This is a genomic window from Silvanigrella aquatica (assembly GCF_001907975.1).
Classification (GTDB): domain Bacteria; phylum Bdellovibrionota_B; class Oligoflexia; order Silvanigrellales; family Silvanigrellaceae; genus Silvanigrella; species Silvanigrella aquatica.
Genome location: NZ_CP017835.1, coordinates 1 through 20,152, shown reverse-complemented (window position 1 = coordinate 20,152; position 20,152 = coordinate 1). Strand labels below are relative to the sequence as shown.

The following is a 20,152-nucleotide window of genomic DNA, read 5'->3' as shown; positions in this document are numbered from 1 at the left end:
TACCTCATTTATTTATTAATGTCTGTACATTTGTATTAATTACCTGCTTAATTTCCAATTGAACTTTTGATATTTGAACAACACCATTCTCATTTACTTTAAATGCAACGTAATCACCAGCCTTGAGATCTAAATGCTTCCGAATATTGGAAGGAATAGTTAAAACACCCCTGTCGTTAATTTGTTTTACGTGTTCCATTTTTTTTCTCCTAAAATACTGAATTACTGAATATCAGTACTACTGTATTTTGAGCGGATTTGAAAGTCAAGTTTGGTCATGTAAATTTTTTAACATCATGAAATAAATGAAAAGAATAATTTATAATATCAAATTTAAAATATTTTTAATAAAAAACATTAAATATGTATAAATCAAATATATTTAATATTCTTACATTGTAATAAGAATAAATATATTTAGAAATACTTGACTATAAGATTGAAAACAGCAAAAACTTTATTGTTATAAAAGTAATCATGTTTCATTTTGGCATAAGCAAATACATTTCTTGAGGTTATAAAATGACAGTATTTAAAGAAAATTTTTTAGATGGTAAAGTTTCCTTAGTAACTGGTGCTTCAAGAGGAATTGGAAGAGAGATAGCTCTAAACTTAGCAAGATATGGTTCGTATGTTTTTATAAATTATAATAAAGATGAAAAATCTGCGACTGAATTAAAATATGAAATTGAAAAATTCAATGGTAAATGTGAAGTAATGAAATTTGATGTGTCAAATAGTGTAGATGTAAAATCATCAATAGAAAATATTTCAAAAGAATTTAAAAAACTTGATATTTTAGTAAATAATGCAGGAATAGCAAAAGCAGCGCTAGCACTAAGATTTAAAGAAGATGAATATGATGAGGTCATGGATAGCAATGTTAAAGGACATTTTAATTGCATTAAATATTGTTTACCACTATTGTTAAGATCAAATTCGTCTTCTATTGTAAATTTATCCTCAGTGTTAGGTATTACAGGTGATATGGGAAATTCAGTGTACGCTACTTCAAAAGCCGCTATTTTAGGGTTAACAAAAAGTATTGCTTTGGAATATGCAAGTAAGAATTTAAGAGTAAATTGCATTGCTCCAGGCTTTATAAAAACAGATATGACAGCTCAAGTAAGTGAAGAGGTAACAAAAATAGTTCTTTCAAAAATACCTTTAAAATATCAGGGAAACCCAATTGAAATTGCAAATTGTATACTATTTTTAGTTTCAGATGCTGCAAAGTATATTACAGGGCAAACATTTTCCGTGGATGGCGGAATGGTAATGAGGTAAAAAATTTAGTTTATGAATAGTGAAAAAGAAGTATCAAAAATATATTCAAAAATTAAGCTAATAAGTAATGTTGACTTACAAAGTGAAATGTCAAAATCGGTTGATTTTAAATCATTAAATATGAGCGGAATTCAATATTTTTCGGTAGCTTTTAAACTACATGATAGTCCTATAACAAAAACATTTGCTTGTGATACAGGATGGTTTAAATTTTTAAATAGCGATGATTTTTTATCTCAATATTTTTTAAAAGAAGATAAAATTTGGAGAGAAGTTTATCGTTTTGCTTGCAGATGCAGGAAAGATAACGTAGGAATTCAAAAAACATTACTTTATTCATCTTTTGATTATACATCAAAATTCTACAATGAAATTTTGTTAAGGCGTAAGAAATATGAATTAAAAAATGGGGTGATGTTCCTAAACAATCATAAAGATTTCAGTACTTGTCTTACATTTGCTTCAAATCATCGCCATTTTTCCGAGCTTAATTTTGCTGTTAAACAAAATCAAATAATGCAAAATGCACTTTGGCAAGTATTAAATTGTATAGAAGATTTATCAATTGTATCAGAGAAAAATGAAATCAAATGAAGTTTTCGTACTTTAATACTTTTAAAAATATTTCTGGAATCCTAACAGGTCTTTTTTTATTTATATCACAGCAAACCATAGTCGTTGAGCATATTGATATGAGTTCTTTTTGGTTTTCAATTTTATAAAGTATTTCAAATGAACTGTTAAATATTTCACCTGGAAAAACATTTATTTTTAATAAATCGTTTAAATAAGATTGCCCCAAATAGTTAATGTTTAAATTTGCAATAATTAAACCAATATTCATTTCTAAGTTTATTTCACCAAGATTGTATTTTTCTAAGAAAGACATTCTTACATCATGAATGATTTTAATTAAATTATCATGACCTAGATGATTTGCATAATTTAGATCTCCAACTCTTACTTTAGTTTCATAAAGGAACAGACTTTTTTGAGTTCCAATTTCAATTTTATTTTTGCTCATATATTTTTCTTATCCATGAAATAGGTGCAATAAATTCAACTTCAACATCATAATAAACGGGGTCAGAAAACTTTATATCATATGTATTTAGTATGTAAAGATTAAAACAATCCTTTTTTTCTGAGTAACCTACACGTCTAAAAGTAAAACTATTGTTATTTTTTACTTTTATTATACAATCTTTCCCAATACATGATGAAAAATCATTATTTTTTCTGCCAATTATCCATGAAATTGGTTGGTAATAAGGAAACATAGTATCATTCTCTAAAAGCATATGAACTAGATTTTCTTTGTCAGTTGAAATAAGTAATTGCATTTCTTCTAAAGCTAAAACATCATCATTTTTAATTGAAGATAGTTTAATTTTTTCATAATTAATTGAAAACAAAGGTTTGTCGCCTTTTCCTGATTTTATCCACTCTTTTGTTACCTGAACACCTTCATTATTGAATACATAGAAGATAAGATCTATCTTATCTTCGGGGACTTTTAATTTATTTTCTTCCCATTTACGAAGTGTATTTTCCGAAATACTGTATTTTTCTCGAATAAAAATCCTTGTTAATCTCGCTTGTTTTCTTAAATATGTAATTCTGTCACCGATTGAAGATGTCATAAGCAATCCTAAAAATTGATATATCAAAACCCTAATAAACATAACATAATCAAATTGTGCAATAAGAAGTTTTTGATATATCACTTGTAATTAATAAAATATTATTAAATTAATCTATAATATAATGAGGTTATAAAATAGAAAAATCAATAAACATTGTTATAAAATAAAAAAAAGGTCAATTAATTGATATAAAAATATATGCTTAAATAATGCGCATATACTTTTGATTTTAGTAACACCCCCTAAAGAAAATCATTAAACAACGTAAAATCATATGGTTACAAAATTAGAATAACAAAAAAACATACCTCGAATATCTCGTTAGGTCAAAAAAATGATATAAATTGACATATACCACTTTTATGATATAAATTGATATGAAGTGATACTTTTTTGCAGTGTTAGATATTTAAGGATAGAAAATGATCAACAAACAATTAGTAATAGCAACGCTTTCTATATCTGTATTTTTTCATTTTCCAGTTCAATCCAGTGGAATGCCAGTAATAGATATTGGATCGATTACTCAGCTTTTAGCTATTTATCAACAAATAACTACACAGCTTCAACTTGTTCAAAATTTATCAAATGATGTTGACGCATGGAAAAAAATGAATTGGATGACATATAGAAAGCATTTACAAGAGCTTATTACTCAAATTGATAGCTCGAGAGAAATTTCTAGAAATGTAAACAACTCTCTCAATGATTTTAATAAATATTTTCCAGGATTTAACTATAAAGGAGATTCAGATAGAGTTAATTTATCACAAGAATATATGGGTAGAAGTTCTGCATTACTAAGTTTGTTATCATCTCAAATTCAAGTCGCAAATCAAGCAATTTCAAATCAAGAGGAACAGAATTTAAATTCTGCTTCTCTAAGCTCAGCAAGTCAAATTGCAAAATCAACCTTAGAAACGTTATCACAAATGAACACTCTTATGGCTTCTGAAATGCGAGCAGCAAATTCATATAGGGCAAATCAAATTCAAAAAGAAAATGATGAGTTGACTGTAATAAACAGATTTGTTGGCACTAAATACAATAAACAACAAGATTCTACTTATAAAACATGGGTTGGTTCTAAATAGAAATTATTTTTAGGAGACAAGATGAAAAAAATATTTTTACTTCTAGCGTTTGTTACTTTATCTTTAATTTCATGCACTAAAGAAACAAATTCAAACCTGACTAAAGATAAAGAAGTTGAAGAAATTAATAATTTCATAGGAGATGGTTGGAGAAAAAAAAGTAACAAAGAGTATAAAACATGGGTTGGTAGTAAAGATAAAAATGAGAATAATAAGGAGTAATATATGTTAAGAAAAAGTCTAATTTCATTATCAGTAATAGGAATTATTAGTTGCGGTAAATCAACCGATTCAGCAGGTAGCAAACAAAGCGCAGATTCAAACTCAAATGCAAAACAAATCAGTGTTGGTTATGGTTATGCTTGTGCATTAATTTCTTCTGGACAAGCAAAATGTATAGGTTTAAACGACTTTGGAAATCTTGGAAATGGTACTAAAAATATACAAAATAACTGGACTAATATATCTGGAAATTTAAATTTTAATTCAGTTAACGCTGGGATGGATCATACTTGTGGAATTGCAGATAACGGAACATATTGTTGGGGTTCTAATGATCAAGGACAATTAGGAAATTCATTTGGTGGTTCTGGAAGTAGTGAAAACGATTCAAATGTACCCGTGCTTGTATCTAATTCAAATTCATTAAAATTTAAAAAGATTTCTTCAGGTACATTATATACATGTGCTTTATCAAATGACAACAAAATTTATTGTTGGGGTACTGGGGTTGGATTTGGAAATAAAAATAATAATAATACGCCAAGACAAATAACAGGAGTTAGCGAAGATTTCATTACAGTATCTGCTTCTAAAACAGGATCTAGTTCTAACCCATTTATGAATTGGCAAACCTGTGGAGTTTCAAAAACAGGTTCTGTTTATTGCTGGAGTTCTGGAACAAGTGGGCAACCTTTAAAAATTCAAGGAATTTCAAACGCCATTGATGTTGAAGTTGCAACTCATTCATGCGCACTAATTTCAGATGGATCTGTTTATTGTTGGGGAGCAAATGATTACGGACAACTTGGTGATGCTGGTTCATCGGGTAATTTTTCAAATGCCCCAGTACAAGTTCAAACTGTTCAAAAATTTAAATCGATAGCGGTTGGGTTATTTATATCATGCGGCATTAGTCTTGATAATTCTGGGTACTGCTGGGGAAATAATACAGGAAATGAAAGTTCATTAATTTCAAATAAACCTGTCAAAATTGATGATATTAAATTCAGTTCAATATCTGTCACAGACTCAACTTATATATGTGGGATTGATTTAAATAATAATAATTATTGTTGGGGAAAACAATTAGATGATTTTTCAAAAGTAAATAATAAGCCCACTATCTACAATATAAAGTAAATTAAATATGAAAAATTTAATTTTAGTAATTATTGCTATTATCACACTTTATTTTATTGGTTTTAAACTTGGCATTAGAATTGGAATTAATGTAACTGAAAGTATGCCTAGAGGTATTTATCTTATGTATGATTATTCATTTATAATTAAAAAGGGAGATATAGTATCTTTTTGTCCAGATGAAAAATTTTATGATATTTATTACTCAAGAGGATATTTATCAAAAATTAAAAATGGAAAATGCTATGGGAAATATTCTGAATTTATTAAAAAAGTTATAGGAATTCATGGAGACAAAATCGAAATAAGATTAAATAAATTGATAGTTAATAATAATATAATTAAAGACTCAAATTTATATGATTATGATAAAGAAGGAAGAAATCTTTATCATCTAAAAAATGGATTTAGTAAATTCTTGTTAGATGATGAAGTTTTTTTGTTTTCAGATGGTGTTAAATATTCATTAGATTCAAGGTATATTGGCATTATAAAATTAAATAATATTAATAAAAAAGCAGTATTTATATGGGGATTTTGATCATGAGAATTATAAAATATTTAGTAATAGTTATTGCCTTATGTTCTTTTAAATATATTCTTGCTCAAAGTTCTACACAAGCAACCGCAAATGATTTTTTTAGAGTATTTGATGGTATACATGATACTTTTTTTAATATCGCAAGAACATGGCAGGCAAAAGCGGAAAATATGGCAATGACATTATTTTTATACTTAGCCATAATTGATGTAATTATTTTTGGAATTAACTGTGTCCTAAAAAAGGATGATATCAAACAAATATTAAATGGCTTTATATATAAAGTTATTTTTTTAGGTGGATTTGTAAGTTTGATGCAATGGTTACCTTATTTAACAGACCCGAACACAGGAATATTAGCTTCATTTGAAATTGCTGGAGCAAAAATTGCAAATTTAAATCGTCTTAGTCCAACTGGAATTGTAGATTCTGGGCTTTCTATCATTTCGGCAATAATAAGCGATTCAGATAAAGCAACCTTCATGTCTCCATTTACTTCATTAATGCTTGCCTTCACAATTATAGTTTTAATGTATTGTTTTTTATCAATAGCTTGGGAATTGCTTATAACAAAACTTGAAGCGTATCTTTTAATGTTTGGGGGATGTTTTTTTCTTGCATTTGCTGGCTCGCAATTCACTAAACAATATGCTTTTGGATATTTAAAATATTCATTTAATATTGGTGTAAAATTATTCTTTTCATATTTAGTAATTTCAGTTGGTATAAATATTAGCGATGAAATATTAAATTTAATTAATAAATCAAATAATATATGTGGAAATTTATATTCACTTTTAATTATAAGCGCAACATTTTTAACATATTCAACCATAGTCAAAAGAATTCCACAAATTGCGAATGGTTTTATAAGTGGGATGAGCGCTTCAAGTGGTTCAGATTCAGCAGCCGCTATTGCTGGTTTAGCTGCTGGAATGACAAAGCTTGCTGTTGGAGGAGGAGCTGGTGGTGGTGGAGGTCTTGGGGGAAAGGTTTTAGGCGGAGGGTTAGCGGGATTTGCTTCTTCTGCTGGGAAAATGATTGGTAGCGCTGCTGCAAAAGGTGCTGGGCATGCTCATGCTGCTGGAAGATCATTTGGTAATGCTTTTAAAGCAAATATGGCCTCTGACAAGTCTACAAATCTTCAACCTAATGCTCCTAGAGCAGCAGCTAAAGCCGCTATGCACACTGTTTCAACAGCAGCAGAAAATATCAGTGATGCGATGGATAAGTCAGCTAATAATATTGCAGATAAAGCAATGAAAATGCACGAAGAGAATATAAAATCATCTCCTTTTACTGCAAAAGCACCACCGCCTCCGCCTCCACCAACTCCAGCGGCACCTCCAAAATCAGACAATGGATTTTTTAAATCTTCCACATCAAATTCTTCAAATGGAAAAACAGGATTTTTTAATGCGAAAAATAAGAGTTAATTAATATTTTTAGAGGTAAACTTATGCTTGGTATTGATAAAAAAAATGATAATGAAAACCCTTATATGCCGTATGTTCAAGCAAAATTTGAATGGAATGAAAGATATGGATCATTAATTAGAGATAAGAAAATATGGCAAATAACGTCTATATTTTCTGTATTAGCAAATATTATATGTATTATTAGTCTTGTAATAATAGCTTTTAAACCAAAATTTATTCCATACATCGTTAAAGTAACAAACCAAGGCCAACCTATTCAAATAGAACGTGTTGATGCAAATACAAAAATTGATAATGCTATTGTTATTTATCAATTATCTCAATTCATAACAGACATTAGAACAATAACGACTGATGGAAAATTAAAAAAAATAATGATGGAAAGGGTTCGTGTTTATTGCTCACAAAATGCTTTTAATACTGTCCAAGATTATTGGATAAAAACACCTCCAGATAAGACAGCTCAAATTATGAGTATTTCAGTTCAAATTGATTCAGTTTTGCCTTTAACTGGTTCTGATTCATGGCAAATAAATTGGACTGAAATTGCAAGTAAAAATGGTATGCAAATAGGATCTGTAAAGTGGACTGCAATATTAAATATTGGAAAAAACACAATAAATACTGAACCTGATTATCTAAAAAATCCTACAGGTTTATTAATAAAATCAATTTCTTGGTCTCAAGTTTATTAAGTAAAAGAGGTGAATTGTGAAAAACAAAAATACAATATTAATTATAGTAATATTTTGCATTCCTAGATTATCAATAGCTCAAGAACAAAAAAATGTTAGTACAGATATTCCAGAACAAATTGCTCCTTACATGAAAAAAATATTAGAAGACCAAAAAAAGGAGTTAGATAAAAAAGAAAATGAGGCTAAAGAAATACAAAAAGGAATTAATAAAGATAAAGCAGTAATCGTTCCTGCAATAAATGTTAAAAAAATTAAAAATAGAAAAAATAATTCTAGTAATGAAGATAATATTGAGGATATGTACTTAAATGATCTTGATAGATATAGAAAAATAGAAAAGTCAAAACCTTATATTAAAAATGGTACTGTTTATTATTCTTTTGGCGTTGGAGAAGCCTCTATAATTTGTTCTGTTTTACAGATATGTGACATAGAATTAGAAAAAGGAGAAGTCATTTCAAATATTCAGATTGGCGATTCTGAACGTTGGATTGTAAAGGTTAATAATTCTACAACTTCTGATACAAGTGCTCATATTTTATTAAAACCAAAAGAAAATAAATTAAAATCTAACATGATAATTTTTACTGATAAGCGTCAATATAATATTCAGTTAAAAAGTGTAAAGAAAAAATATTTTTCAAAAATTGCTTTTAATTATCCTCAAGAAGAAAATAAATTAGTAACAGTATTTAGTGATATACCTGAAAAATCATTATCAAATTATAAAATAAGAGGTGATTCTACTTCATGGACACCTGAAGAAATTAGAACTGACGGTAAAAAAACATTTATTAAATTACCTGAAAAATTTTTCCACTCCCCTGATATGCCAACTGTTTATTCTTTGGATAATGATGGTACACAAGCGCAAGTCAATTATAGAATTTTAAATAATTGGATTGTTGTTGATGTTTCATTAAATAAAGGACAATTGATTCAGGGAGTTGGTTTAAATCAAAAAAAAGTAATTTTTACTAAAGTCGGAACTGTTGGAATTATTTCTCGCATTTTTAGCAATGAAAAATAAGGATAAATACATGAATAATACACAAGACGATAAAAATAAAATATTTCATAAACCAAATGTAGTTACAAATAGAGGAAAAATAACAATAGCATTTATTGTTGCTGGTGGAATTGGTTTCCTTGGTATTGCAGCAGGATCTAATTATTTTGCAACAAAACAATTAGAGGAAAGTGAGCAGAAAAAAAAGGATATTAATTCTGATGCAATGAATACTCCTGTATCAAATACCCCTACACAATGGGATAATATGCCAAATTACATTGGTCAAAACCAAGAACCAAAGTATCCAACAACTCAAGTTTCAAATCAAAATAGTGAAGTAACAGATAGTCAAGTTACAGTTCAAAAAAATATTGGCGATCAAGAAATTTCAACGATTGATAAACAAAGTGAAAAAAAGGCTAGGGAGTCTGATACAGAAATTGATAAAATTAATCAGCAATTAAATGCTGAAAAATCTATACAAAATCTTGAAGATAGTGAAATTTATCTAGGAAGTAAAAAAAAGTCTGCTAAATCGCCTTTTGAAATTATCTCAGGTTCAGTTATTCCAGCTACTTTACAAACTGGTCTTAATAGCGAGCTTCCTGGTTACGCAACAGCAATAGTTCGGCAAAATGTTTATGACTCAGTTTCCGGTAATTTTCTATTAGTACCTAAAGGAACAAAAATATTTGGAAAATACGAATCAAAAGTTGCTTATGGCCAAAAGAGATTGTTAATGCAATGGGATAGATTAATTTTTACTGACGGTTCCAGTATTTCCCTAAAAGGCATGAATGGCACAGACAAAGAAGGATATTCGGGATTTGAAGACCAAATAGACAATCATTTTGCAAGTTTAATGTCGGGTGCAATTTTGATGTCAATTATTGGTGCTGGAGCGCAATTATCTCAACCTAATAATCAAAACAATGGTACTTACCCTTCTACTCAACAGCAAGTTGGTCAAACAATTGCAGGTCAAATGGGCACACAAATTGCTACTATAAGTGGGCAAGTTGTACAAAAAAACATGAATATTCAACCTACAATAGTTATCAGACCAGGATATGAATTCAATATTATGGTTAGTAAAGACATAATTTTAGAGCCGATTAAAAAGTGAGATTAAATTTATTCAATGTTTGTTACATTAATTTTTGAGGCGTTTTCTATGATTTTATCTACGTATCCATTTTTAAATCCTTTATGTGGGTTTCCTGTATTGTATGTTGAAAAAGCCTTTAATAAAGCATATTGTTCATTATTAGTAACTTTTGAAGCATTTATAAATGCTTGTGTAAAAATTTTTGCTCCATGTCTTATATTTTCACATGGGTCGAAAATTTTATTTAGAGTTAATTTAAATTTTTTAGCATTTATTAAATTAATTTGTGTTAATCCAAAATCAAGATTATGTCCATTTTTAATTAGAACATATGATAAATTAACGGCTTCTTCTTTTGTTTTAGGTTTGTATGAAGTTTTTGTTGTATTGTCATTTACTGTCAAATGGTTTCCAGAGCTTTCAGTACGAATAATTGTAAGCATAGTTTCTGGAGCTATATTTGTAGAACATTCTTTAACTAGAGAAATAAGATCTATCATAATCAAATATCCTTTCTTGATTATATTTATATATAACATCTTTTCTATAAAATCAAAAACAAAACGAGGATAAATATGAATAAAAATTTAAAAAAATATTTAATTATATCTGCATTAAGTTCTAATTTAATTATATTTTCAGAAAAAACTTTCGCTTATTCTGAAATGTCACTTAGTACATCGGCTGTTTTTTTTCCTATGAATGATATGGATACAGGAAATTTTACTCCATTTTGGGGCGGAAATATAAAAGCTGACATCATGAATAATGTTGGTTTTTCTTTTGGCATTGGTCACACATGGGCAAATGGTTATCAATGGGCGGACTTAAGAACATTATATTGGTTTAATCAACATTTAGAAGGTTTTTATTTTGGTTTAGCAGGACATATTCAATATTTTAATGATTTTGGAGTTGGTGGAGGATTTAATTTTGGGTATTCGTTGCCACTAACATATTATTTAAATTTTAATTTAGATAGTGAAGCAGGATATGGCTCTAATAAATTCTGGAGAGCTGCTTATGATCCAATATATTATAATTTTAGTATTGGATTTTCAGTAAATATAATGTGATTAAATTATATAATTGAGGCTACTATGGTTAATAAAAAACATGAAGATAATTGGGAAAGATTAAAATTCGATTTAGGAAATGATTTACTTCAGCATTTAGAAAATCCATCTGTTGTTGAAATTATGTTGAATCCAGATGGAAATGTATGGGTCGAAAGACATGGAGAGAATATGGAAATGGTCGGAAAAATTCGATATGAAAAAGCAAGTATGATTATTAATACAATGGCATCATCATTAGATACAATTATTAATGCAGATAATCCTATTGTAGGAGGTGAAATACCAGTTGAAGGCTCACGATTTGAAGCAATGATACCACCTGTAGTTGTAGCCCCTTGTTTTTCAATTCGTAAAAAAGCAGTAAAAATATTCTCTTTAGAAGAATATGTAGATTTAGGAATAATGACTTTAAATCAATCAAAAATCATTGATGAAATTATTAAAAATAGAAAAAATATTTTAATAGTTGGTGCTACGAGTTCTGGTAAAACTACATTCGCCAATGCAATACTAAAAAAAATATCAGAAATTGATGCAAATTGTAGAATGGCAATTATTGAAGATACGAGAGAATTACAATGTGATATTAAAAATAAACTTATAGCTCGTTCAACAAAAAAAATATTTATGCAAGATTTATTAAAATCAATTATGCGATTTAGACCAGATAGAATTTGTGTTGGTGAAGTACGTTCAATAGAAGCTTTTACATTACTTATGGCTTGGAATACTGGACATTGCGGTGGTATTGCAACTGTTCATGCAAATAATGCAAAGGCTGGTATCAAAAAAATAGAACAAATTTTGATGGCTCATCAATTTATTCCTGTTCCTGATATGGTTGCTGAAGCCATAAATATAATAGTAAATATACAAAAAACTAATGAAGGGAGGAAAATTAAAGAAATATTAGAAGTATCTTGTTTGAATGGTGAGTATTTTTTCAAAGAGATTAATTAAAAATTAAGGAGATTTTAAATGTTATTAAAAAAAGTTGTTCGCATTTATTTTTCTACACAAGTGTTTCTTTTGTCTTCAAAAGCATTTTCATCGAGTGGTGCATCAGGAGCAGGTTTACCTTGGGAATCGGCAATTGACAAAATTCAGCAGTCTTTATTCTACGTTGGAGGGTCATTAATTTTAATTGGTTTCTTATGGGCAGGATATGCTTTTTTAATATCAGATAATAAAGAAGCTGGTTTTAGAAGATTAATAGGAACAGTAATAGGTGGAGCAATTATTCTTGGAGCTAAAGGAATTGTAAGCACTGTTTTAGGCGCTCAATTTTAAAAAGGGAAAATATTATGGAAGATATGCACTTTAGTTATGTACATCAATCATTAATAAGACCATCGGTTTTATCTAGCATGCCTTCACAATGGTTTGTAAGAAATTTATTATTTTGGGTTTTAATTGCTGTATATCTTTTTGCAAGTGTAAATTTTTATTTTTCTTTGATAACTCTCATTTTTGGAACTTTGACGCATATTCTTTTGCAAAAAGCATTTGCAAAAGATGAAAAAATATTTTCAGTATATTTTCGTCACTTTTTATCAGATGGTTATGTTTCCGCCACAACTAAAGTAAATATTTTGAAAGAAAAATTTAAATTTTAAAAAGATTTATTATTAATTGGAGAGATTGAAATGCGAGGTAAAGTATAAATGTGGTCTAAATTTTTTAAAAAAGAGCGAGGTTTTGATTCTTATTTACCTTATATTGGTTTTGTAAATAATGGAATTATTTTTTTAAAAAGCGGTGGATTTTCGACAACATATGAAATTCGAGGAAGAGATCTTTCAAGTTCCACTGATTACGAGCTTGGACAAATTAGCAATATGGTAAATGCAGCTCTAATGAAATTAGGTGATGGATGGATGTCACATATTGATACGATTAGAACTCAGGTCACTTATTATCCAAGCGAAAATGAATGCTATTTCCCTGATCCAGTAACAAGATTAATTGACACATCAAGGAGACAGACATTTGAATCTAATGGTTTGTGTTTTGAAAATAAATATTTTTTAACATTGACCTATACACCACCGTCTATTTTAACCAAAAAAATGTATTTTATTTTTGAAGCCGATGATAAACGCAATAAACATAATCCAAGTGGAATGGAAAAAGAACTGATAAAATTTGAAGATTCAATAAATAGATTCTTTAATATTTTTGATTCTGTAATTTATACAAGGAAGTTAAACGATGAAGAAACGTTAACTTATCTTCATTTTTGCATAACAGGATTACGGCATAAAGTTTCGATGCCAATCATTCCTATGTATATTGATTATATATTAGCATCAAAAGATTTTATTGGTGGATTTAAGCCAAAAATTGGTGATAAGAGAATTAAAGTTATCACAATTAAATCTTTTCCTAGCTATCTACATACAGGAATTCTAGATGCTTTAAATAATATGTCTTTTGAGTTTAGATTCTCAAGCAGATTTATATTTTTAGATCAAGCAACTTCAAGAAAATTTATTGAAGATAAAAGAAAAGATTGGGATGAATCGAAAACATCGTTTAAAGCAATTATGAACGACAAATTGGGATCAAGCTCTTCAACAACTTATCTTTCATCTGATGCAATTTCAATGGCGAATGATGCGGATCGAGCTGTTAATGAAAATCAGAAAAATGAAATATCATTCGGGTTTTATTCATCATCAATAGTATTGATGGATCAAGATGAAGAAAATATTGAAAATAATTCTAAAGAAATAATCCGAATATTGGAAAATTTAAGGTTTCCTTGTTCTATAGAAAGTGTAAATGCCGTTGAGGCTTACCTAGGTTCTATACCAGCGGTAGCTTATGCAAATGTTAGGAAGCCTTTAATTTCGACACATAATCTTTCTCATATTATGCCACTTACTGCTGCTTGGAGTGGTGAAGCAGAACATCCTAATCCCAAATATAATAATAAAAGTACAGGTCAGCCAGCTCCCCCAATGTTTTACGCTGCGTCATATGGAAGAACGCCATTTCGCTGTTCTTTACACGTAAAAGATGTTGGACACACATTGATGATCGGTTCTACTGGTTCAGGAAAAACTGCACTCCTCGCTTTTATTGCAGCCCAACAGTTTCGTTATAAAAATTCAAAGGTATTTGTTTTTGATAAATTATGTTCTCAATACGTACTTTGTAATGCAGTAGGAGGGTCATTTTTTGAACTTTCGGCAAATAAAGACAATGAAAAAGATATTATTTTAGGTAAAAATATATCTTTTTGTCCTTTAGCCGATATTGACGATATTAATGGGAGAAGTTGGGCTGAAGAATGGATTTCTGGAATTGTTTCTTTACAACATAATAGACCGGTTTCAATAGAAGAACAAACATCTATTTCAGATGTATTGACATTAATGTCTAAAGAAACAACTAAATCATCTGAAAGAAAACTTAGTAAATTTGTTAGTCAAGTACAAAATTATGCGGTTAAACAAGCATTAGAACCATATGTTGATGTTAATAGATATGGTCATATGTTTGATGGAAGCGAAGATTTTATTACTGAATCTCGTTTCTGTGTTTTTGAGATGAATGATCTCATGGATAAAGGCGAACAAATATTAATTCCTGCATTGACTTATATGTTCAGAAAAATTGAAAAAAGTTTGGACGGTTCCCCAACGTTATTAATATTAGATGAGGCATGGACTTACTTTAAGCATGAAGTTTTTTCTAAAAAAATTGAAAAATGGCTCAGAGAATTAAGGAGACAAAATTGTGCAGTAATATTTGCAACACAGAGTGTTAGTGAAATTTATAAATCAGAAATAGTTTCCGTAATTCTTGAGTCCTGCAAAACAAAAATATATTTACCAAACCATTTAGCATCTAAGAAAAATCCAATGACCTATGAAATTTATCAATCATTTGGATTAAATGAAAAGCAAATTGATATTATAGCTAATGCACAACCAAAAAGACATTATTACTTAAGTTCTGAATCAGGAAATAAATTGTTTGAGATATTATTTGATTCTTTAACATTATCATTTGTCGGAGTAGCAGATAAAGAAGACATAAATAATGCTCGTGAATTTATAAAGAAGTATAAAAACGAATGGATTTCAGAATGGTTGAAATTTAAAAATGTAACTCAAGATTGGGTTGATTATTTTGAAATAATTCAATATCAGATGGTAAATAAAACATATTAAACAAAACGAGGTAAATGTGAATGAATAGTAAAATAATTAAATTTAACAGATTGGCTTGTTATTTTTTAGAAGATTTTATTTCTCCAATACTTGAAATAATGGAAATATTTTTTTATATGCTAATATTTATTTTTAGTTTTACTTTATCTCTTATATATATAATACAAAAATTTAAAATAAGTGAAGTTATACTTATTGATTTTAGTAAGTATTTTTATAGTTTTAATTATAATTTTGGTGTTTTTATATGTTTTTTTTGTTTTATGTTTTATTTCAAGTTAATTAAAAACACTGTTTTTAATAATATAAATAAGTATAAAATTTTGGATTCATCTATTTCTGTTGCTGCATCTTCAGAAAAGCTCAGATTACAAAAATAGTTGCATTGATTTATTGAATAAACATTTACTTTAAGTGAGTATATTATGAATATATTGATAAATATTTTCTTTACTATTTATATTTTATGTTTTTTCTTTCTAGTATTTTCAACTTATAAAGTTTCATCTTATAAATTGAACAACTATAAGAAAAAAAATATTTTAATAATATTTCTTTTTTTAATTGCATATATTGGAATTCCAACTGTAATAACAATGTCTTCAATGTCTAATTTTTTGATGAAAAACTATCATTTCCCAAGTTTTGATAATTTTTCATCATATCATAATATGGCTTTCATTTATTTAAGAGAACATTATTTAACAAATTACAAAATAATAATGATATTTTTGTTTTTTATTTCATCATTATTTATGTTTGGATATGTCAATAAATTTTTTAAATATGCAAAAATAATAGAAAATAAATATGAAAAATATGATTTAACGTCAAAATTATCCGTATCATTTTTGACCTTTGGTTTAGCTCCAATTTTGCAGGGTCTTGAGTATTTATCAAAGCAAAATAAAGTTGGAACTATAAGAGAGCTAGAAGAAGGAAATGAAGTAATTAGAGATATCAAAAGCGCTGAAAATAGACTTGTAACAGAACTACTTGTTAGGAACTCAACTGGATATAAATTTTTTAAAAATTTTCGTCTGCCCAAACATATCGAAGTTTTAAATTTATTAATTATTGGTGGAATGGGAGCAGGAAAAACTGCATTTCTAACACCAATAATTTTACAGTTTTTTGAATTAAAATATCGATCCCTAATTTTAGATAACAAAGGGGATTTTTGTGAACTTTTAGGAGAAAAAGAAGGCGTTACAATTTTGTCCCCATTTGATGCAAGGTCTCCTTCATGGAATGTTGCTGAAGATGTAGCAACAGAATTAGAAGCGATTGAGTTTATAAGTCAATTAATACCTCTTACAGGCGGAAGTGGTGATTTTTTTGCTCTTGCAGCACGAGATATTGCTCTTGGAGCAATAAAATTTCTTCAAAAAACTAAAGCATACGATTGGAACATGAATGAAGTTCTAGAAACAGTTGGCAGCGAAAATATTTTACGAATTTTGGAAGAATACCATCCAGGGGGATTACAAACTCTCCGTGATTGTGGCTATGACCCAAAAACAGGGAAACTCTTAGTTGGAGAAACAAGTTCGGGAATATTCCAAAATATCAGAGCCAGTCTACAAAATTTCGATATTTTAGCACGTGCTTGGCCTCAAACAGTAAATGGATTTTCGATTAAAAAATGGGCGAAAGGTGATGAAGAAAAAACATTATTTTTGATCGTACCATTTAAGCAACTTTACCCTGAAATTTCAGGATTTTTTTCAGGAATTGTAATTGATTTATTTGTAAATGAAACATTGAATTTACCGGAATCAAGGGAAAGAAGATTAGGACTATTTTTAGATGAGCTTGGAGCAATTCCTAGAGTAAAATCATTAGCTAATGGTGCAAAATTATTGAGGGGAATGGGTGTTTGTATGTTTGTTGGCATCCAAGAAGTTGGAGTTATTCGTAAAAAATACGAAAAAGATGGTGGTACAGAAGTAATTCTTAATGCTTTTTCATCTAAAATGGTCGGTAGAGCTGAAACACCAGAGTACGCTGAGTATTTTGTGAGGATGTTTGGGAAAAATAGATATAAAAAAATAACTAGAACACGTTCGATGGGCACTACTGGAAAATATTCTTTGTCATTATCTGAAGAACAAGTTGTTGAAGATGCAATTTCCACAGGAGAGCTTTCATCAATTCCACCGGCAACTTTAAAAAACGGGGCAATATTTTTCCTTAAAATCTCTGAAATGCCAGTCATATTTAAGCTTAGATTTCCTATTATTCCAATTAAGCGTCCTTATCAAAAATGTGTGGAACCAGAATGGATGAAACGGCCATCTAAGGAATTATCTATTGGACTTGGTTCTAATTCGATAAATAATGAAATTAACCAACCTAAAATAGACCAAAATTTAGAAACTTTGTTAACAGATATTAGCAAGATTAATAATAATATTCAAAATGAAAATGTCTTAATTTTAGCGAATTCTGAAGAAATAAATAAAGATAATGAAAATATAAATAAAAAAAATGAAGACAAAAAAGACACAGAAGCGGATGGAACTATAAATTTAGATCTTGGTAGTTTAAATTTTTAGTCAAAAGAATTTATAAATTTAATTATATTAATGGAGTTATTTATGTATTTAAGTAAAAATAATTTGACACTTATCGCTTTACCTATTTTATTATTGGTTTGTGGGTGTTCTGGTCAAGGTAAAAAGAAAGATTCTTCAAATTCAGAAGATACAAATGTAGCTATAAGCCCAAGTCTTGGAGTTTCTGCTGTTGTCCCAAATGATCTTCTTTACAAAAGAAATAGCATTTCAAACGCAAGTTCAAAATCAAATTTGGTATTAACTGAAAACACCTCAAAAAATTTATACCGTGCCGTAGGGAACGGTGGTCTTGAAGCGGCGCTTGATTCAGATAATGATCTCATTGAATATCAAGGAATACCTATAAATATTCAGAAAAAAGATTTGAATACTGGGGATTCATTGAATATTTCTATTGATTCAAAAGGAGACACAGATTGCGACAAAATATTTACTTATGATAATTCAACTTCTCTTATAAAAATTGATTCATCATATGTAAATAATCTTAAATCATGCGACATAAATATTAATGCCATAGGATTTTCTAACGGAAAAATACTAAAAGACAGTAAAACAGTCACAATAACTTTAAATCCAACAATGGCATATTATGCAGCAAATAATGACCCTATATATTCTTTTATTTCTAAATTTACTTCATTAAAAGATCTGAATTTAATGGCAAAATGGTTAAATAAACCAGAGCAAAGCGCAAATTTAAAAATAGATCCAAAAATTATTACAGATAAAATTTTTAATTTAAATGCTTTAACTGGTGCTAAGAATATCAAAAGCCTTGATTTATCATACACTGATTTAAATGATCTTAGGGCACTACTATTCATGCCAAATTTAGAAAGATTAAATTTAACCGGAACTAAAATTAGTAATAAAGATCTAAACGTATTAAGTAATCTAAAAAATTTAAAATCAATTACATTAAGTAATTTAAATATTAATGACCTGAAAGCTATATCAAAAAACTTTCCTAATATTGAAGAATTGGATATTTCTAATAATAAAAATATCAAAAATATATCTGAAATTGCGAATCTAAAAAATTTAAAATCCTTAAAAGCTTCGAACATCGGAATTACGAGTTTAAAAGATATGGGGAATCTGCTTCAAATAAATAACATTGATCTATCAAACAATGATTTATCTATGGTTGATGAAAATGATATCCAAAATCTTATCAACTTAACTTCAATCACTTCTTTAGATTTATCAAATACAAATATAAAAGATTCGATATTAAATAAGTATTTTGATTCCATATCAAATCAAAATATACTAACAAAATTGACTATAAGAAATAATTATAACCGCAATGTTATTGGAGGGTGTGAAAAAATAAATATCATCGATGATATACCAAACCTGTCTAAGTTAACTAATTTATCGTATTTAGACCTACATGGGAATGGCTGCAATGATACAAATGTATCCCAAAAAGGATTAACTAGCAGTTTATATTTTTCAAACATGAAAAATCTACAATACCTAGATATTTCAAACACGCCAGTAAAAGATTTGAGTAACCTTACATATTCTTATTTAAGAAATTTGAAAACTTTAATTTTAGTTGATGAACGGGGCAATGGAATTTCATTAAGTAAAGAGCAATGTTCTTATTACTTAGGTACTTCGGAAAGAGGAAGTGACTGTAATAAATTAGCTGATGGTATCAGCAAAAGTCTTATTTATAATGTTCCATCAAATTACCAATGGAAAGTCCCTGCAAATGTTTGGAGTATTAAAGTAACAGGCTGCTCAGGAGCAAATGGCGGAGCTGGCGGAGGCGGAGGGGGCGCTGCTGGTGCAAAATGGGGTGGAAGCTGGGGCGGTAGTTCTTGGGGCGGCAATGGAGGCACTTCAGGAAATGTAAATGGTTCTGGTGCTGGAGGGGGGCAATCAGGAAGAGCTGGCCAATTTTGCTACCAAAATGGAGACAGTTGGAGCTGTGTTCCCACAAATGCCGATCATGTTGATGCTTGGCAACATGGAAAAAATGGGTCTGATGGTGGACTGGGAAGCGCAACTATATTTGGCGGACAAATATTCTCGTTAGCTAATTCAAATACATCTTCTGATAGCTCGCTTTCGTGCTTTGGTGGTGCATCAGGAAGTGGAGGAGAAGGAGG

General features: G+C 28.9%; 21 protein-coding genes. 17 read left to right on the top strand and 4 right to left on the bottom strand.

Going from position 1 to position 20,152, the window contains the following annotated elements:
* Positions 1 to 4: 4 nt before the first annotated feature.
* Positions 5 to 199, bottom strand: coding sequence for an AbrB/MazE/SpoVT family DNA-binding domain-containing protein (locus AXG55_RS14425; protein ID WP_148698895.1), 195 nt, complete (start codon positions 197 to 199; stop codon positions 5 to 7).
* A gap of 323 nt (positions 200 to 522) precedes the next feature.
* On the opposite strand from AXG55_RS14425, the gene AXG55_RS14420 reads away from it, so the two are divergent.
* The gene (locus AXG55_RS14420; RefSeq protein WP_148698894.1) at positions 523 to 1,287 is read left to right on the top strand and encodes an SDR family oxidoreductase; all 765 of its coding nucleotides are present in this window, start codon (positions 523 to 525) and stop codon (positions 1,285 to 1,287) included.
* A gap of 12 nt (positions 1,288 to 1,299) precedes the next feature.
* Positions 1,300 to 1,881 carry a hypothetical protein gene (locus AXG55_RS14415; RefSeq protein WP_148698893.1) on the top strand — a complete coding sequence of 194 codons (582 nt, stop codon included), beginning with the start codon at positions 1,300 to 1,302 and terminating at the stop codon, positions 1,879 to 1,881.
* On the opposite strand, the gene AXG55_RS14410 is transcribed toward AXG55_RS14415, so the two are convergent.
* Together AXG55_RS14410 and AXG55_RS14405 are read right to left on the bottom strand one after the other, a co-directional pair.
* The gene (locus AXG55_RS14410) at positions 1,874 to 2,311 is read right to left on the bottom strand and encodes an acyl-CoA thioesterase (protein WP_148698892.1); all 438 of its coding nucleotides are present in this window, start codon (positions 2,309 to 2,311) and stop codon (positions 1,874 to 1,876) included. The two genes, AXG55_RS14415 and AXG55_RS14410, sit on opposite strands and share 8 nt — an antisense overlap.
* Entirely contained in the window at positions 2,298 to 2,930 is a 633-nt protein-coding gene (locus AXG55_RS14405) for a helix-turn-helix domain-containing protein (RefSeq protein ID WP_148698891.1), read from the bottom strand. Before AXG55_RS14405 ends, AXG55_RS14410 begins: the two co-directional genes overlap by 14 nt.
* A gap of 425 nt (positions 2,931 to 3,355) precedes the next feature.
* On the opposite strand from AXG55_RS14405, the gene AXG55_RS14400 reads away from it, so the two are divergent.
* The 8 genes from AXG55_RS14400 to AXG55_RS14365 are packed head-to-tail and all read left to right on the top strand — an operon-like array spanning position 3,356 to position 10,205.
* Entirely contained in the window at positions 3,356 to 4,027 is a 672-nt protein-coding gene (locus AXG55_RS14400; RefSeq protein WP_148698890.1) for a hypothetical protein, read from the top strand.
* Between the two features lie 21 nt (positions 4,028 to 4,048).
* Positions 4,049 to 4,249, top strand: coding sequence for a hypothetical protein (locus AXG55_RS14395; protein WP_148698889.1), 201 nt, complete (start codon positions 4,049 to 4,051; stop codon positions 4,247 to 4,249).
* Positions 4,250 to 4,252: 3 nt separating this feature from the next.
* Entirely contained in the window at positions 4,253 to 5,389 is a 1,137-nt protein-coding gene (locus AXG55_RS14390; RefSeq protein WP_148698888.1) for an RCC1 domain-containing protein, read from the top strand.
* A gap of 7 nt (positions 5,390 to 5,396) precedes the next feature.
* A complete protein-coding gene (gene traF / locus AXG55_RS14385; protein WP_148698887.1) occupies positions 5,397 to 5,930 on the top strand; it encodes a conjugative transfer signal peptidase TraF in 534 nt (177 codons plus the stop codon).
* Positions 5,931 to 5,932: 2 nt separating this feature from the next.
* Entirely contained in the window at positions 5,933 to 7,366 is a 1,434-nt protein-coding gene (trbL, locus tag AXG55_RS14380) for a P-type conjugative transfer protein TrbL (protein ID WP_233231450.1), read from the top strand.
* A gap of 23 nt (positions 7,367 to 7,389) precedes the next feature.
* Positions 7,390 to 8,064 carry a VirB8/TrbF family protein gene (locus AXG55_RS14375; RefSeq protein WP_148698885.1) on the top strand — a complete coding sequence of 225 codons (675 nt, stop codon included), beginning with the start codon at positions 7,390 to 7,392 and terminating at the stop codon, positions 8,062 to 8,064.
* Positions 8,065 to 8,080: 16 nt separating this feature from the next.
* On the top strand, positions 8,081 to 9,097 hold the full coding sequence (locus AXG55_RS14370) for a TrbG/VirB9 family P-type conjugative transfer protein (RefSeq protein ID WP_148698884.1): 1,017 nt from the start codon (positions 8,081 to 8,083) through the stop codon (positions 9,095 to 9,097).
* A 10-nt stretch (positions 9,098 to 9,107) separates the two neighbouring features.
* Positions 9,108 to 10,205, top strand: coding sequence for a TraB/TrbI/VirB10 family type IV secretion system protein (locus AXG55_RS14365; protein WP_233231449.1), 1,098 nt, complete (start codon positions 9,108 to 9,110; stop codon positions 10,203 to 10,205).
* 8 nt (positions 10,206 to 10,213) lie between these two features.
* Here the strand turns inward: AXG55_RS14365 and AXG55_RS14360 are convergent, their stop codons facing one another.
* A complete protein-coding gene (locus tag AXG55_RS14360) occupies positions 10,214 to 10,687 on the bottom strand; it encodes a lytic transglycosylase domain-containing protein (protein ID WP_233231448.1) in 474 nt (157 codons plus the stop codon).
* 75 nt (positions 10,688 to 10,762) lie between these two features.
* Here AXG55_RS14360 and AXG55_RS14355 point away from each other — a divergent pair, with 75 nt between their 5' ends.
* The 7 genes from AXG55_RS14355 to AXG55_RS14325 all read left to right on the top strand — a co-directional run.
* The gene (locus tag AXG55_RS14355; RefSeq protein WP_148698881.1) at positions 10,763 to 11,263 is read left to right on the top strand and encodes a hypothetical protein; all 501 of its coding nucleotides are present in this window, start codon (positions 10,763 to 10,765) and stop codon (positions 11,261 to 11,263) included.
* Between the two features lie 24 nt (positions 11,264 to 11,287).
* Positions 11,288 to 12,226: a P-type conjugative transfer ATPase TrbB gene (gene trbB / locus AXG55_RS14350; RefSeq protein WP_148698880.1), complete on the top strand. Its 939-nt coding sequence runs from the start codon at positions 11,288 to 11,290 to the stop codon at positions 12,224 to 12,226.
* An 18-nt stretch (positions 12,227 to 12,244) separates the two neighbouring features.
* Positions 12,245 to 12,556, top strand: coding sequence for a TrbC/VirB2 family protein (locus AXG55_RS14345; protein ID WP_148698879.1), 312 nt, complete (start codon positions 12,245 to 12,247; stop codon positions 12,554 to 12,556).
* Between the two features lie 14 nt (positions 12,557 to 12,570).
* Positions 12,571 to 12,882, top strand: coding sequence for a VirB3 family type IV secretion system protein (locus tag AXG55_RS14340; protein ID WP_148698878.1), 312 nt, complete (start codon positions 12,571 to 12,573; stop codon positions 12,880 to 12,882).
* 48 nt (positions 12,883 to 12,930) lie between these two features.
* On the top strand, positions 12,931 to 15,447 hold the full coding sequence (locus AXG55_RS14335) for a VirB4 family type IV secretion/conjugal transfer ATPase (RefSeq protein WP_148698877.1): 2,517 nt from the start codon (positions 12,931 to 12,933) through the stop codon (positions 15,445 to 15,447).
* A 425-nt stretch (positions 15,448 to 15,872) separates the two neighbouring features.
* Positions 15,873 to 18,005 carry a type IV secretion system DNA-binding domain-containing protein gene (locus AXG55_RS14330; protein ID WP_148698876.1) on the top strand — a complete coding sequence of 711 codons (2,133 nt, stop codon included), beginning with the start codon at positions 15,873 to 15,875 and terminating at the stop codon, positions 18,003 to 18,005.
* A 42-nt stretch (positions 18,006 to 18,047) separates the two neighbouring features.
* The coding region (locus AXG55_RS14325; protein WP_148698875.1) for a leucine-rich repeat domain-containing protein at positions 18,048 to 20,152 on the top strand (2,105 nt) is incomplete at its 3' end.

Excerpts from the sequence above, each read along its gene's own strand:
- AXG55_RS14425 (WP_148698895.1), bottom strand. The coding sequence starts at position 199 with ATGGAACACGTAAAACAAATTAACGACAGGGGTGTTTTAACTATTCCT.
- AXG55_RS14410 (WP_148698892.1), bottom strand. The coding sequence starts at position 2,311 with ATGAGCAAAAATAAAATTGAAATTGGAACTCAAAAAAGTCTGTTCCTT.
- AXG55_RS14335 (WP_148698877.1), top strand. The coding sequence starts at position 12,931 with ATGTGGTCTAAATTTTTTAAAAAAGAGCGAGGTTTTGATTCTTATTTA.
- AXG55_RS14415 (WP_148698893.1), top strand. The coding sequence starts at position 1,300 with ATGAATAGTGAAAAAGAAGTATCAAAAATATATTCAAAAATTAAGCTA.
- AXG55_RS14355 (WP_148698881.1), top strand. The coding sequence starts at position 10,763 with ATGAATAAAAATTTAAAAAAATATTTAATTATATCTGCATTAAGTTCT.
- AXG55_RS14340 (WP_148698878.1), top strand. The coding sequence starts at position 12,571 with ATGGAAGATATGCACTTTAGTTATGTACATCAATCATTAATAAGACCA.
- trbL (WP_233231450.1), top strand. The coding sequence starts at position 5,933 with ATGAGAATTATAAAATATTTAGTAATAGTTATTGCCTTATGTTCTTTT.
- traF (WP_148698887.1), top strand. The coding sequence starts at position 5,397 with ATGAAAAATTTAATTTTAGTAATTATTGCTATTATCACACTTTATTTT.
- AXG55_RS14330 (WP_148698876.1), top strand. The coding sequence starts at position 15,873 with ATGAATATATTGATAAATATTTTCTTTACTATTTATATTTTATGTTTT.
- trbB (WP_148698880.1), top strand. The coding sequence starts at position 11,288 with ATGGTTAATAAAAAACATGAAGATAATTGGGAAAGATTAAAATTCGAT.
- AXG55_RS14405 (WP_148698891.1), bottom strand. The coding sequence starts at position 2,930 with ATGACATCTTCAATCGGTGACAGAATTACATATTTAAGAAAACAAGCG.
- AXG55_RS14375 (WP_148698885.1), top strand. The coding sequence starts at position 7,390 with ATGCTTGGTATTGATAAAAAAAATGATAATGAAAACCCTTATATGCCG.
- AXG55_RS14420 (WP_148698894.1), top strand. The coding sequence starts at position 523 with ATGACAGTATTTAAAGAAAATTTTTTAGATGGTAAAGTTTCCTTAGTA.
- AXG55_RS14365 (WP_233231449.1), top strand. The coding sequence starts at position 9,108 with ATGAATAATACACAAGACGATAAAAATAAAATATTTCATAAACCAAAT.
- AXG55_RS14345 (WP_148698879.1), top strand. The coding sequence starts at position 12,245 with ATGTTATTAAAAAAAGTTGTTCGCATTTATTTTTCTACACAAGTGTTT.
- AXG55_RS14390 (WP_148698888.1), top strand. The coding sequence starts at position 4,253 with ATGTTAAGAAAAAGTCTAATTTCATTATCAGTAATAGGAATTATTAGT.
- AXG55_RS14360 (WP_233231448.1), bottom strand. The coding sequence starts at position 10,687 with ATGATAGATCTTATTTCTCTAGTTAAAGAATGTTCTACAAATATAGCT.
- AXG55_RS14400 (WP_148698890.1), top strand. The coding sequence starts at position 3,356 with ATGATCAACAAACAATTAGTAATAGCAACGCTTTCTATATCTGTATTT.
- AXG55_RS14395 (WP_148698889.1), top strand. The coding sequence starts at position 4,049 with ATGAAAAAAATATTTTTACTTCTAGCGTTTGTTACTTTATCTTTAATT.